Source organism: Roseovarius sp. THAF9 (genome assembly GCF_009363715.1).
Classification (GTDB): Bacteria; Pseudomonadota; Alphaproteobacteria; order Rhodobacterales; family Rhodobacteraceae; genus Roseovarius.
On sequence record NZ_CP045404.1, the window covers coordinates 451,575 to 464,216 of the forward strand.

The 12,642-nt window shown below is 65.5% G+C and carries 13 protein-coding genes; 7 read left to right on the plus strand and 6 right to left on the minus strand.

The annotated features are described in order from the left end of the window. Positions 1 to 159 precede the first annotated feature (159 nt). Both FIU86_RS02235 and FIU86_RS02240 read right to left on the minus strand, forming a co-directional pair. Positions 160 to 1,188: a permease gene (locus FIU86_RS02235; RefSeq protein ID WP_152473589.1), complete on the minus strand. Its 1,029-nt coding sequence runs from the start codon at positions 1,186 to 1,188 to the stop codon at positions 160 to 162. Further along, entirely contained in the window at positions 1,181 to 1,528 is a 348-nt protein-coding gene (locus FIU86_RS02240; protein WP_152473590.1) for a helix-turn-helix transcriptional regulator, read from the minus strand. The genes FIU86_RS02235 and FIU86_RS02240 overlap by 8 nt, the downstream gene beginning before the upstream one ends. A 156-nt stretch (positions 1,529 to 1,684) precedes the next feature. On the opposite strand from FIU86_RS02240, the gene FIU86_RS02245 reads away from it, so the two are divergent. Together FIU86_RS02245 and FIU86_RS02250 are read left to right on the plus strand one after the other, a co-directional pair. Beyond that, a complete protein-coding gene (locus tag FIU86_RS02245) occupies positions 1,685 to 2,707 on the plus strand; it encodes an aspartate-semialdehyde dehydrogenase (RefSeq protein WP_152473591.1) in 1,023 nt (340 codons plus the stop codon). Between the two features lie 159 nt (positions 2,708 to 2,866). Then, positions 2,867 to 4,504 carry a DUF4139 domain-containing protein gene (locus FIU86_RS02250; RefSeq protein ID WP_152473592.1) on the plus strand — a complete coding sequence of 546 codons (1,638 nt, stop codon included), beginning with the start codon at positions 2,867 to 2,869 and terminating at the stop codon, positions 4,502 to 4,504. Between the two features lie 78 nt (positions 4,505 to 4,582). Here FIU86_RS02250 and FIU86_RS02255 read toward each other — a convergent pair whose 3' ends face one another. The 3 genes from FIU86_RS02255 to FIU86_RS02265 form a co-directional block, all read right to left on the minus strand. Beyond that, positions 4,583 to 4,894 carry a transcriptional regulator gene (locus tag FIU86_RS02255; protein WP_152473593.1) on the minus strand — a complete coding sequence of 104 codons (312 nt, stop codon included), beginning with the start codon at positions 4,892 to 4,894 and terminating at the stop codon, positions 4,583 to 4,585. A gap of 1 nt (position 4,895) precedes the next feature. Then, the gene (locus tag FIU86_RS02260; RefSeq protein WP_152473594.1) at positions 4,896 to 5,873 is read right to left on the minus strand and encodes a sodium-dependent bicarbonate transport family permease; all 978 of its coding nucleotides are present in this window, start codon (positions 5,871 to 5,873) and stop codon (positions 4,896 to 4,898) included. A 90-nt stretch (positions 5,874 to 5,963) separates the two neighbouring features. Then, positions 5,964 to 6,614, minus strand: a complete 651-nt coding sequence (locus FIU86_RS02265; RefSeq protein WP_152473595.1) for a carbonic anhydrase — start codon at positions 6,612 to 6,614, stop codon at positions 5,964 to 5,966. Between the two features lie 170 nt (positions 6,615 to 6,784). Here FIU86_RS02265 and FIU86_RS02270 point away from each other — a divergent pair, with 170 nt between their 5' ends. The 5 genes from FIU86_RS02270 to FIU86_RS02290 all read left to right on the plus strand — a co-directional run bounded on the left by FIU86_RS02270 (position 6,785) and on the right by FIU86_RS02290 (position 11,259). Beyond that, a complete protein-coding gene (locus tag FIU86_RS02270) occupies positions 6,785 to 7,147 on the plus strand; it encodes a hypothetical protein (protein WP_254703921.1) in 363 nt (120 codons plus the stop codon). A gap of 65 nt (positions 7,148 to 7,212) precedes the next feature. Next, positions 7,213 to 8,592, plus strand: a complete 1,380-nt coding sequence (locus FIU86_RS02275) for a M17 family metallopeptidase (protein ID WP_152473597.1) — start codon at positions 7,213 to 7,215, stop codon at positions 8,590 to 8,592. Beyond that, positions 8,589 to 9,443, plus strand: coding sequence for a C40 family peptidase (locus tag FIU86_RS02280; protein WP_152473598.1), 855 nt, complete (start codon positions 8,589 to 8,591; stop codon positions 9,441 to 9,443). The genes FIU86_RS02275 and FIU86_RS02280 overlap by 4 nt, the downstream gene beginning before the upstream one ends. Next, positions 9,440 to 10,402: an agmatinase gene (speB, locus tag FIU86_RS02285; RefSeq protein ID WP_152473599.1), complete on the plus strand. Its 963-nt coding sequence runs from the start codon at positions 9,440 to 9,442 to the stop codon at positions 10,400 to 10,402. Before FIU86_RS02280 ends, speB begins: the two co-directional genes overlap by 4 nt. Further along, positions 10,399 to 11,259: a class I SAM-dependent methyltransferase gene (locus FIU86_RS02290; RefSeq protein ID WP_152473600.1), complete on the plus strand. Its 861-nt coding sequence runs from the start codon at positions 10,399 to 10,401 to the stop codon at positions 11,257 to 11,259. Before speB ends, FIU86_RS02290 begins: the two co-directional genes overlap by 4 nt. On the opposite strand, the gene FIU86_RS02295 is transcribed toward FIU86_RS02290, so the two are convergent. After that, entirely contained in the window at positions 11,237 to 12,583 is a 1,347-nt protein-coding gene (locus FIU86_RS02295) for a lytic murein transglycosylase (RefSeq protein WP_152473601.1), read from the minus strand. The two genes, FIU86_RS02290 and FIU86_RS02295, sit on opposite strands and share 23 nt — an antisense overlap. Between the last annotated feature and the right edge of the window lie 59 nt (positions 12,584 to 12,642).

Genomic DNA, 12,642 nt, shown 5'->3' on the forward strand with positions numbered 1-12,642 from the left:
CTGTATTAGCCTTGATCCCGCGCATTATGTCGGAATTGTCCACGATATGACAACAAATCAGGGCAATTTTATGTGCTTGGTGAGAAAAAGTGGGGAAGAGGCGCGAAAGCTGGGAAAGCCATCGCGCCTCGGGGGCGTTTCAAAGCTGGTTTGTCTAGGTCACGCAATGGCGTGCCACGCCATGCCGGCCAGCACGGCGCCGGTGATGCCGAAGCCGAAATAAGCGAAGAAAATCCGCGGCTTGACCAGCGCCCAGACGGCGATGGCGGCGGGGATGCAGCTGACGCCGCCGGCGATGACGAAGCTCATGGCGGCGCCCTGGCTCATGCCTTGGGCCAGCAGGGCATCGACCAGCGGCACGGCGGCATAGCCGTTGAGATAGGCGGGCGCACCGACAAGCGCCCCGAGAAGGATCGTGCCGATGCCGTCGCCGCCCAGCACCGTGGCGATGGTTTCGGCCGGGATATATTGCAGCATCACCGCCTCGATCACATAGGCCAGCGTCAGCCATTTCAGCAGGAAGATGCCGTTGTCGATGGCGCTCTCGCGGAAGGTGGCGGTGCGCTCGGACTCGGACCAGAAGCGCCAGACGGGCTTGCCTTGGAACGGTTTCTTGACGCCGCAGCAACCGCCGACCTGTGGTTTTTCGCGCAAGGGATCGGCAAAGACCGGCGAGCGGGCCAAGGCCATGGTGGCGAAGCCGCCCATGAGGCCGACACCCACCGCCGAGGCGGCCTTGGCCACGGCGAAATCCCAGCCGATGGTGCCGGAGGTGATGAGGAACATGGCCGGGTCCATCAGCGGCGAGGCCAGCCAGAAGGCCATCACGGCCCCAAGCGGCGCGCCGAGTGCGAGCATCGCGGCGATGAACGGGATGACCTCGCACGAGCAGAAGGGCGACAGGCCGCCCAGGAGGGCCGCGAGGAAGATCATGCGGACCTGCCGGCCCTCGAACGCTTTGGCCAGAAGGGTCTCGGCTCCGGTGGCCTTCATATAGGCCACGGCGAGGACGGCGAAGACGATGAAGGGCGCGGTGTGCAGGAGCGCGCCTGCGGTAAATGTGACAGTGGGCCAGAATTGCGGTGGGTCGAGCACGGCCACGGCGGCGAGGATCAGCGCCAGCGCCAGCCAAGCCTTGTCGAGGCTGGCCCATGTGCGACGCAGGGTGGGGGCAGTGGTATCAGCCATTGTATTGGTCCTCGTGCGCGCATTGGTCCCTGTCGGCGCAGCATTCGCGCAGCAGGAAGTCGGCCAGCGCGTGCAGTTCGTCATAAGCGACGGCGGCGCAGATGATGCTGCGGCCCTGTTTTTCCTGCCGGACAAGCCCGGCCTGCGCCAGAATCTTCATGTGATGGGTCAGGGTCGAGCCCGCAACCCCGGCGCGTTCGCCCAACTCGCCGATGCGCAGGCCTTCGGGGCCGGCGCGGACAAGGGTCCGCAGGACGGCAAGGCGTTGCTCAGAACCAAGCGCGGCAAAGGTCGAGGCCGCAAGGGCGAGATCGAGGTCGGGAATCGGCGTCTGTTTCATATTTCTAGAATTATAGAAATGACCATCTGTTGCAAGCTATATTTCTAGAAATATCGAAATATCGGCCTGCGCGAGCCACGTGCAGCCCCTTTAACATCGTGCTGCACTGCGGTATGAGCGGCGCAAAGAGACCCGAACCGAAGAGGATTTCCCAAGATGGGTTACAAAATCGTCGTCGCGGGCGCCACGGGCAACGTGGGCCGCGAAATGCTGAACATCCTGGCCGAGCGCCAGTTCCCTGTCGACGAGATCGCGGTGCTTGCCAGCCGCCGGTCCATCGGCACAGAGGTCAGCTTTGGCGATCAGACATTGAAGACCAAGGACATCGACGGGTTCGATTTCACCGGCTGGGATATGGCGCTGTTTGCCATCGGCTCGGACGCCACCAAGAAATATGCGCCGATCGCGGCCAAGGCGGGCTGCGTGGTGATCGATAACTCGTCGCTTTACCGCTATGACGCCGATGTGCCGCTGATCGTGCCGGAGGTGAACCCGGATGCGATCACGGGCTATACCAAGAAGAACATCATCGCCAACCCGAACTGTTCGACCGCGCAGATGGTCGTGGCGCTGAAGCCGCTGCATGACCGCGCCAAGATCAAGCGCGTGGTGGTCAGCACCTACCAGGCGACCTCGGGCGCGGGCAAGGAAGGCGTGGACGAGTTGTGGGATCAGACGAAGTCGATCTACAACCCCACGGACGAAGTGCCGCCGAAGAAGTTCCAGAAACAGATCGCGTTCAACGTCATTCCGCATATCGACGTCTTTATGGAAGACGGGTCGACCAAGGAAGAATGGAAGATGGTGGTCGAGACGAAAAAGATCGTGGACCCGTCGATCAAGGTCACGGCGACCTGCGTTCGGGTGCCGGTCTTTGTCGGGCACGCGGAGTCGGTGAATATCGAGTTCGAGGAGTTCCTGGACGAGGACGAGGCGCGCGACATCCTGCGCGAGGCGCCGGGGATCATGGTCGTCGACAAGCGCGAGGATGGCGGGTACGTGACGCCGATCGAATGCGTCGGTGATTTCGCCACCTTCATCAGCCGGATCCGGCAGGACAGCACGATCGAGAACGGCATCAACCTGTGGTGCGTCAGCGACAACCTGCGCAAGGGTGCGGCGCTGAACGCGGTGCAGATCGCCGAGACGCTGGGCAACCGGGTGCTGCAGAAGGGATAAGTCCTTCCGATAGCTTTGAAATTTCGGCCGCGCCGTCCTTTGCCAAGGGCGGCGCGGTTTTTTTTCGTGGGAAAGTTTCACGGTGCGGCCAAGAACGGCGGACTTGCGTGCGTCCCATTAGAGACCGATCATCCGGCCAATTATTCTGGAGTAGACACCATGCGTTCGCTTTCCCTCATCATTCTTGCCGCCCTGCCGTTTCCCGCGCTGGCCGAAGATTTCGCCCTGACCAGCGATGTCGGCGCGGTCACGCTTTACCCGCAAGGCGCCACCGTTACGCGGCAGGTGCCTTACACTATCCCGGCGGGGCAGCATCAGCTGATCCTGACGGACCTGCCGCGGTCGACGCCCCTGGCGTCGGTCCGGGTGGCCGTCGACGGCGCGGCGATGGGCAGCGTCACGACGCGGCGTGATTTCGTACCGCCGCGCACCGAGGAAGAGACCGCCGGGTTGCAGGCCGCCCGCGCCGAGGTGGAGCGGCTGGAGGACGAATTGCGGGATGCGCGCGCCGCGGTCGAGACGATCCGGCTGGAGGCCGAGGCGGCGCGGGCGCGGGTCGCGTTTCTTGAAAAGCTGGGCGAGGGCGAGGGCGTGACCGAGTTGGACATTACCGAGTTGCGCGACCTGTCGGCGATGATCGGCGAAGAGACCCTGGCCGCGTTGCGCAACGCTCAGGATGCCGAGCGGCGAGCCGATGCTGTGGCGCGGTCGCTGAAAGATCTGGAAGACGAGCTGGAGCGTGCGAAACAGGCCGAGGCCGCGCTGGTGCCAGAGGAAGAGGACCGCGCAATGCTGGCGGTTGCCGTCAGCGCCGAGGCCGCCGCCGAGGGCATGCTGACGGTGACGTACAACACTGACGCCGCCGGGTGGGAGCCGGTCTATGATCTGCGGCTGGATCGGACCAGCGGCGCGCTGACGCTGGAGCGGGGGGCCTATGTGGGTCAGTCGACGGGCGAGAATTGGCAGGCGACGGAACTGACCCTGTCCACCGTGCGCCCGAGCGAACAGACCGCCCCGAGCGAGGTCTGGCCGTGGCTGCGCCGGATCTACAACGAGCCGCCGATGCGGCCCGTGCCGCTGGCGCGTAGCGCCGCCGAATCCGACATGGCCGCAGGTGCGCCGATGGAAGAAGCCATGGCGGTTTCGCCCGAGCCGGTCGTGGCCGCCGCGGATTTCGACGGGCTGTCGGTCACCTACAGCTATCCCGGCACGGTGGCCGTCGCCACCGGGGCGGACCGGGTGCGGCTGTCGCTGGGCACGCTGGAGGCTCAGGCCGAAACGGTCGCCAAGGCGGTGCCGCTGAACGATTCCAGCGCGTTTTTGGTGGCGGAGTTCACCAATGACACGGGCGAACTGATCCTGCCGAGCGCCGAGGCGAGCTTTTACCTGGACGGGCGCTTCGTAGGGCAGCGTTTCCTTGATCTGATCCCGGCGGGAGAGGCGGCGGAGCTGTCCTTCGGACCCATCGACGGGTTGCGCCTCACGCGCACGGTCGAGGACCGTGCGGAGGGCGACCGCGGCGTGATCTCGAAATCCAACCGGATCGAGGAAACGGTGCGCATAGAGGTCGAGAACCTGACCGGAGAGACATGGCCGCTGCGGGTGCTGGACCGGGTACCGGTGTCCGAGCAGGAGGATCTGGAGATCAGCTGGGAGGCGACGCCGACCCCGGCCGAGGAGCGTGTCGAAGACAAGCGCGGCGTACTGGCGTGGGCGTTCGAGCTGGGCGCGGGTGAGACTCAGGAGATCCGCCTGAGCCACACGATCAAATGGCCGGACGGGATGGTGCTGCGCTGAGGTGCATTTGTGGTCCGGGACGGAACGTGTGCACTGGCCCTGCCGGGCCGGTGTACGGGGCGTCTGCCGGGGCGCAGGCTAGAACCGCTCGGCGCGCAGGACCTGGCAGTCGGTGACGCAGACCACGCCGATATGCCGCTCGACCACGGAAAAGGCGGCCTCCAGCAGGTTGTCCAGCCGTTCCGGGCGGATGATGCACACCACTTGCACCATGCCGTCGGCACGGCCGACCTGACCCGCACGGTCCCATTCGCCGGACCGGCCCGATCCGCCCGAGACGGGCAGGACGGTGTAGCCGGTCACGTCGGCGGCCTGAAGCGCCTTGGTGAGGCGGCTTTTCATGACCTTCTCGATTGTGATCTCGACGCGTTTCGCATCATGGGTCTGCATGTCAGCCTCCTGTCGCGGCGCGGGCGATGGCCACGTAAAGCGGGATGCCCAGCACAAGGTTGAAGGGGAAGGTCACGCCGAGCGACAGCGTGAGATAGATCGAGGGGTTCGCCTCGGGCAGGGCGACGCGCATGGCCGCCGGCACGGCGATATAGCTGGCCGAGGCCGCAAGCACCATGAAAAGGACCACGCCGCCGGTGGACAGGCCCAGAAGTAGCGCGGCGCCGAGGCCGAAGAGGCTGCCGACCACGGGCATGACGAGGCCGAAGACAAGACCGCCAAGGCCGATGTCGTGGCGGCCCTTGGCCATGCCGCGCCCGGCGACGAGGCCCATGTCCAGAAGAAAGAGGCAGAGCACGCCCTTGAAGGGGGCAACGATGAAGCTGCTGATTTCCTGAAGGCCCTCTGGGCCGGTGATCCAGCCGATGAGAAAGCTGCCGACCAGCAGGACGATGGAGCCATTCAGAAGGATCTCGCGCCACAGGCCCGCATCCATGCGGCCCGATTTCTCTCCCCGCGACACCAACCAGAGGGCCGACAGGATCGCGGGCGCCTCCATCGCGGCGGCGACGGCGACCATGTAGCCCTCGGACCCGATGTCGCGGCTTTCCAGCACGGAGGTGGCGGCGACGAAGGTGACGATGGAAATCGAGCCGTAATGCCCCGCGACGGCGGCGGCATTCAGGCGGTCCATGCGGGTGACGATGCGCAAGAGCAGAAAGGCCACAAAGGGCAGCAGGCCCGACAACACCACGCCAGCCAGCAGGGTGAACCCGAGCGTGGCGTCGATGCCATGATCGGCCACGCTGACCCCGCCTTTGAACCCGATGGCGAAAAGCAGGTAGATCGACAGGGCCTTCGCCGCGGCCTCGGGCACCGAAAGATCGGAGCGCGCAAGCGCGGCGGCGAGGCCGAGCGCGAAGGACAACACGATTGGCGAGATCAGGTTGTCACCGGCCAGTGCGAGTATCTCCATCATCCAGCATCCCCTCCGAATGAAATCCGAAGTGAATTATCGCATTGGCGGAGAAAGGCAACAGGAATAACGCGCGGCAGGCCCGGCGCGATGTCAGACCGTGACGAACCCGCCTTCTTCGGGCACGTAATGTTCGATCTCGCCCTCGCCGATGTCATGCCAAAGCCCGTGCAGGGTGAGGTGGCCGCTCTCGATGGCGGCGGCCACGAAGGGAAAGGTGACGAGGTTTTCAAGGCTGACGAGAACGGCCTGCTTTTCAAGCGCGGCGACGCGTTCTTCGGTATCCTTGATCTTTTTCACGCGCTCGTAGCCCGGGCGCAGGATGTCCATCCAGCGGCCGACGAAGCTGGTCTTGTCGTTGAGTTCCGGCGCCTCGCCCGAGCACATAGCGTCGCAGCCGCGCACGCCGCCGCAATTGGAATGGCCCAGCACGATGACATGCGCGACCTTGAGGGCTGTGACGGCGTATTCCACCGCTGCCGAGGTGCCGTGCTGCTGGCCGTCGGGGGTGAAGGGCGGCACGAGGTTGGCGATGTTGCGGTGCAGGAAGAATTCGCCCTGGTCGGCGCCGAAGATGGCGGTGACATGCACGCGGCTGTCGCAGCAGCAGATGATCATCGCGCGAGGGTGCTGGCCTTCTTGCGCCAGGTGGCGGTACCAGGCCTGATTGTCCTGATATTTCGTGGCCTTCCAGCCCTTGTAGCGTTGCACGAGGTAGCTGGGGAGCGGGCGGACTCTCTTCATGGTGGCGCCTTTGGATCTGTCACGGTTCCCAGGGGTGATAATCGGGATTCTAGAAGAATTCGAGATAGAAATTGGTCCGCGGCAAACCAATTCAAAAGGCTTTGCAGGCATGGTCGGCCCTGCCGAGGGGGCATGGAAATGTGGGAAAGACCGTGGAAAGAATTACTCTATTGAACCAGACCGAGGTCGTGCAACTGGACCACGGGCGGCTGGAGCAGCTCTACCTTCAACTGGGCGAGGCCGGGGCCGAGGATGTCGTCTGCCGCGCGCTGGAAGAGCTGGCGGTGCGCCTGTCGCATACCGAGCGGTGTTTTCGCCGCAACCAGGTGCAGGACATGCGCAAGAGTGCCCGTAGCCTGATCGCCATTGCCGAGCAGATCGGGATGAGCAAGCTGGCGCGGGTGGCACGGGACGTGACGCTGAGCATCGACCTGAGTGACAAGGTCGCGATAGCGGCCACGCTGGCGCGGTTGCTCAGGATCGGCGAGAGCTCCTTGCATGAAATCTGGGACGTGCAGGATTATTCCGTCTGAGGCCTTGCAGGTGCGGCGCTTAAGGCTAGGCTGACCGGGAACGAAACCATCCCGGGACATGCGCCATGCCGCTTGAGTTTGCACCGGACGGGGCCGATGCCCTTCCGCTTCACGTGATTGAACAGGACGCGCTGGAGGACTGGCTGTCGGGCCAGTCCGCCAACGTGGCGACATGGGTGCCGGCGGCGGGGTTCACCGGCGGGCTGGGCCAGTCGCTGCTGGTGCCGGACGGCAATGGCGCGCCGGAGATGGCGCTGGCAGGCTATGGCACCGAGGCGGCGCGCAAGCGGGGGCGGTTTCACCTTGCCGCGCAGGCCGCGAGCCTGCCCGAGGGTGTCTATCGCCTGGAAGGGCTGGCGCCGGAGCGGGCCGCGGAAGAGGCGCTGGGCTGGCTGTTCGCGGGCTATGCCTTTGACCGCTACAAGGATCAGAAACCCGCCAAGGCGACGTTGGTGGCGCCAGAGGGGGTCGATGCGGCCCGGCTGCAGGCGATTGCCGTCGGCGAGGCGCTGACGCGCGACCTGATCAACACGCCCGCGTCGGACATGGGGCCGGTGGAACTGGAGGCCGCCTGCGCCGACCTGGCCAGGGAGCAGGGCGCGGAGATCGAGGTCATTCGCGGCGAGGCGCTGCTGGACGAGAATTTCCCGATGATCCACACCGTGGGACGCGCCGCCGATCAGGCGCCCCGGCTGATCGACATGCGCTGGGGCGATACGGGGCCCAACCTGACGCTGGTGGGCAAGGGCGTGTGTTTCGACACCGGGGGCCTGAACCTGAAGCCCGGGGCCAGCATGGGCCTGATGAAGAAGGACATGGGCGGCGCCGCCACGGTGCTGGGCCTGGCCCGGATGATCATGGCGCTGAAGCTGCCGGTGCGCCTGCGCGTGCTGATCCCGGCGGTGGAGAATTCCGTCAGCGGAAATGCGTTCCGGCCCGGGGATATCCTGACCGCCCGCAACGGGATGACGGTGGAAATCAACAACACCGACGCCGAGGGGCGGCTGGTGCTGGCAGACGCGCTGAGCTTTGGGGCGGAGGACGAGCCGGATCTGATGATCTCGATGGCGACGCTGACCGGGGCCGCACGGGTGGCGGTGGGGCCGGATATCGCGCCTTACTTTACCGATGACGGCGTGCTGTCCGGCGCGTTGGACGCGGCGGCGCAGGACGTGGCGGACCCTGTCTGGCGTCTGCCGTTCCACGAGCCCTATGAGGCGATGATCGAGCCGGGCATTGCCGATCTGGACAACGCGCCCAAGGGCGGCTTTGCCGGTGCGATCACGGCGGCGCTGTTCCTGCGGCGGTTCGCCGGTGGCACGCGATATGCGCATTTCGACATATACGGCTGGAACCAGAGTGCCGCGCCGGGCCGTACCAAAGGCGGTGTCGGTATGGGTGCACGGGCGCTGCTGGAGGCTTTGCCCGAGGTGTTGACGCTGTGACCGACCGCCGGCGGCTGCATTCCAACGGCCGCGTGGCCGATGCGGGCCTTCTGGGACAGGTCGAGGCGGATTTGTTCGTAGAAGGCGAGGACCGGCAGGTGATCGTACCCGTCACGCCGATCCTGTCGGAGCCGGACGGTAAGCGCGAGCGTGAGCTGGTCTTTGGCGAGGGTGTGCGCCAGCTGGAAGAGCGCGATGGCTGGGTCTTTGGCTATGCGCTGCGCGACGGCTATGCGGGATATATCGCGGCCGGTGATCTTGCCTTGCCGAATGGACCGCCGAACCACGTTGTGCATGCGCGGATGTCCTATGCGCTGGGGGAGCCGGATTTCAAGGCGAAGACCGAGCAGCTTGCACTGAGCCTTGGGGCTTGGGTGAGCGTGACCGGCACCGAGGGGCGCTGGGCCGAGATCCTAGTACCGGAGGGCCGGATGTACGTGCCGGCGATGCATTTGCGCGTGGCCCGCGCGGTCGAAGCCGATCCGGTGGGCGTGGCAGAGCGGCTTGTGGGCACGCCCTATGTGTGGGGCGGAAACTCGGCGCTGGGGATCGATTGTTCGGGGTTGGTGCAGGTCGGGTGCCTTGCTTGCGGCGTGGCCTGCCCCGGTGACAGCGACATGCAAGAGGCGGAGCTTGGTGAAGCGCTGCCCGCAGATGCGCCGTTGCAGCGTGGCGATCTGCTGTTCTGGAAAGGGCATGTGGCCTGGGTGGTTGACCCCGAGACGCTGTTGCATGCCAATGCCCATCACATGGCCGTCGCTTATGAACCATTGCAAGAGGCCATCGCGCGGATTGAGGCGCAGGGGGACGGGCCGGTGACGGCTCGCAAGAGATTGGAGACAAAGCCATGAGTGACCCGTTCTTTCAACCCGTTTCGGGGTTCGAACTGCCGCGTTTCGCCGGTGTGCCGACCTTCATGCGGCTGCCGCATCTGCTGCCGGATCATGCGCGGTATGGCGACGTGGATGTGGGGATCATCGGGGTGCCTTGGGACAGCGGGACGACCAACCGCCCCGGTCCGCGGCATGGACCACGGCAGTTGCGGGATGCGTCCACGATGATCCGAGCGCAGCATGCGGTGACCGGCGTGCGGCCCTTCGAGGCGTTGAACTGTGCCGATCTGGGCGATGTGGGGCCGAACCCCGCCGATATCGCGGACAGCATGGAGCGGATCACGACCTTCTACAAAGGTGTGGTGGATGCGGGGATCACGCCGCTGACGGCGGGGGGCGATCACCTGACCAGCCTGCCGGTGCTGCGCGCGGTGGCCAAGGACGGCCCGCTGGGCATGGTGCATTTCGACAGCCATACGGACCTCTTCCACAGCTATTTCAACGGGCAGATGTACACCCACGGCACGCCCTTCCGCCGCGCGGTGGAGGAAGGCCTGTTGGACCCCAAGCGGGTGGTGCAGATCGGGCTGCGGGGGACGATGTACGATTCCGAGGACCGCGATTTCGCCCGCGCGGAGGGCATTCGCCTGATCCTGATCGAGGAGTTTTTCGAGCGTGGGGTCGCCGACGTGATGGCCGAGGCTCGGGAGATCGTGGGGGGTAAACCGACCTATATCTCGTATGACATCGATTTCGTCGATCCGACCTTTGCGCCCGGCACCGGCACGCCCGAGGTGGGCGGGCCAAACTCGTACGAGGCGTTGCAGGTCTGCCGGGAACTTGCGGGCGTCAATATCGTGGGCGCGGACATGGTCGAAGTGTCGCCGCCATTCGATGCCAGCGGGAACACGGCCTTTCTGGGAGTGTCGATCATGTTTGAGATCCTGTGCGTGATGGCCGCGGAACGCGCGAAATGAGTGCGATCGTCAATACCGATCAGGCCGAACACTGGTCCGGCAAGGCCGGCGAGGTCTGGGTGCGTGAGCAGGCCATGTTCGACGGGCTGATGGCGCCGGTTCTGGACCTTTTGCTGGACCGGGCCGGATTGCAGGCCGGGGCCCGCGTGGTCGATGTCGGCTGTGGCACCGGTGCGGGGATGATCGCAGCGGCGCAAGTCGTGCGCGAGGGCGGCCACGTGACCGGGCTGGACGTGTCGGGGCCGATGCTGGAATTGGCGAAAGAGCGGCTGCAAGCAGCGGGCGTGACCAATGCGACCTGCCTTTTGGCCGATGCGCAGGTGCACACGTTCGGGGACATGGCGGCGGATCACCTTGTGTCACGCTTTGGCGTGATGTTCTTTGCCGATCCGGTGGCGGCCTTCGCCAATATGCGGGGCGCGTTGAAACCGGGCGGGCGCATGACCTTCGTGTGCTGGGCCGGGATGGACGGCAACCCGTGGTTTCGCATCCCCGCCGAGGCGGCAAAGGCCGTGGTGGGCGCGCCGCCACCGCAGGACCCGCGCGCGCCGGGGCCGATGGCATTTTCAGAGGCGGATTATGTGCGGGACATTCTGGGGCAGGCCGGGTTCGAAGGGATTGGGCTGACCACGGAAGAGATCACACTGACGCCCATTGGCGACCTGGAGCAGAACGCCACCTTCGCGTCACGCGAGGGGCCTGCGGGGCGGATCGTCAAGGAGATGGGCGGCGGGCGCGAAGAGTTCGCCGCCGTGGCGGCGAAACTGCGCGAGGACTTCAAAGCGTTCGAGACTCCGGATGGCGCGCTGCGCATTCCGGGGCGGGTGCACGTGGTCAGCGCGACCGCAGGCGGTTGAGCACTTCGCGCGAAGCGTAGCCGTCGACCTTCATGCCCGCGCTTTGCTGGAAGCCCATGATCGACTTCGCGGTGTTGGGCCCGATGATGCCGTCGATCTTTTCCAGCGGATAGCCCATGCGCTTGAGCCGGCGCTGGATTTCCTTGCGTTCCTCGAAGCTGACCGGCGTATAGCCGCGCGGCCAGCTGGCCTGGATCGCGGGGCCGCCCTTGATGCGGTCCGACAGGTGCCCGACGCCGATCGCGTAGGCGTCGGCATTGTTGTAGCGCTTGATCACGTCGAAATTGGAAAAGACCATGAAAGACGCGCCGGCAGGCCCCGCCGGTTGCAAAATCCGGGCCGAGCCGTAGTCGCGCACCGGGCGGCCATCGACGCCGACGACGCCCTGCGCGGCCCATTGCGACGGCATCCGCTTGGTATTGCCGAAGCGGGCGCCATTGGGCACGCGCACTTCGACGCCCCAGGGCATGCCCTTGCGCCAGCCGAAGCGTTTCAAATAGGCGGCGGTGGAGGCGAGCGCGTCGGAGGGATCATCCGACCATATGTCGCGGCGCCCGTCGCCGGTGAAGTCCACGGCGTAGGCTTCGTAGGACGTGGGAATGAACTGGGTGTGGCCCATCGCACCGGCCCACGAGCCGGTGAAGTTTCGCGGCGTGGTGTCGCCGTTCTGCAGGATCTTCAGCGCGGCCATCAGCTGTTTTTCGAAGAAGGCGCCGCGGCGGCCGTCGAAGGCCAGCGTCGAGAGCGCCTCGATCACGGGGATGTCGCCCATGCGGGTGCCGTACTTGCTTTCGAGACCCCAAACGGCGGTGACGACCTCGGCCTCGACGCCGTAGGCCCGTTCGATCCGGTTCAGGGCGCGGCGGTGGCGGCGCAGAGCCCGCTGGCCCATGCTGACGCGTTCGGGCGAGGCGGCACTGTCGAGGTAATCCCAGATCTGGCGTTTGAACTCGGCTTGGTTGCGGTCTTTCGAGACCACGTCCGCGTTATAGTTGATGCCCTGGAAGGCGGCGTCGAAAACCTGCGCCCTGATCCCGCGCGACAGGGCGCGACCACGGAACGAACGGACCCAGTTGTCGAAGGCAGGGTTGGAGACGCGGGTGACCTGCGTGTCGCCGGTGCCGTCGCTCAAGGCTTCGGGGCGCAATTTCGGACGCAGGGACTTCGTTGAAACGGCGACCAGCGTGACCTGTGGCGTCGGCGTGGCTGCCTGTGTTGCGGCTGGCCGTGCGACGGGCCGGATCGAGGATTCGAGGGCCGTGGCCGCCGCGCCGCCCGATAGAAACGCCGCGCCCAGAACTGGAAAGAGATACCTGACAAACATTGCTCGCCCCTTTTGGATGGGTTTGATTGGATCATAGCCTGAAACAGAGTGTTTCAAAA

What these genes read in the sequence shown, in the direction of transcription:
- FIU86_RS02235 (WP_152473589.1), bottom strand. Translation starts at nt 1,188, where the DNA reads ATGGCTGATACCACTGCCCCCACCCTGCGTCGCACATGGGCCAGCCTC.
- FIU86_RS02240 (WP_152473590.1), bottom strand. Translation starts at nt 1,528, where the DNA reads ATGAAACAGACGCCGATTCCCGACCTCGATCTCGCCCTTGCGGCCTCG.
- FIU86_RS02245 (WP_152473591.1), top strand. Translation starts at nt 1,685, where the DNA reads ATGGGTTACAAAATCGTCGTCGCGGGCGCCACGGGCAACGTGGGCCGC.
- FIU86_RS02250 (WP_152473592.1), top strand. Translation starts at nt 2,867, where the DNA reads ATGCGTTCGCTTTCCCTCATCATTCTTGCCGCCCTGCCGTTTCCCGCG.
- FIU86_RS02255 (WP_152473593.1), bottom strand. Translation starts at nt 4,894, where the DNA reads ATGCAGACCCATGATGCGAAACGCGTCGAGATCACAATCGAGAAGGTC.
- FIU86_RS02260 (WP_152473594.1), bottom strand. Translation starts at nt 5,873, where the DNA reads ATGATGGAGATACTCGCACTGGCCGGTGACAACCTGATCTCGCCAATC.
- FIU86_RS02265 (WP_152473595.1), bottom strand. Translation starts at nt 6,614, where the DNA reads ATGAAGAGAGTCCGCCCGCTCCCCAGCTACCTCGTGCAACGCTACAAG.
- FIU86_RS02275 (WP_152473597.1), top strand. Translation starts at nt 7,213, where the DNA reads ATGCCGCTTGAGTTTGCACCGGACGGGGCCGATGCCCTTCCGCTTCAC.
- speB (WP_152473599.1), top strand. Translation starts at nt 9,440, where the DNA reads ATGAGTGACCCGTTCTTTCAACCCGTTTCGGGGTTCGAACTGCCGCGT.
- FIU86_RS02290 (WP_152473600.1), top strand. Translation starts at nt 10,399, where the DNA reads ATGAGTGCGATCGTCAATACCGATCAGGCCGAACACTGGTCCGGCAAG.
- FIU86_RS02295 (WP_152473601.1), bottom strand. Translation starts at nt 12,583, where the DNA reads ATGTTTGTCAGGTATCTCTTTCCAGTTCTGGGCGCGGCGTTTCTATCG.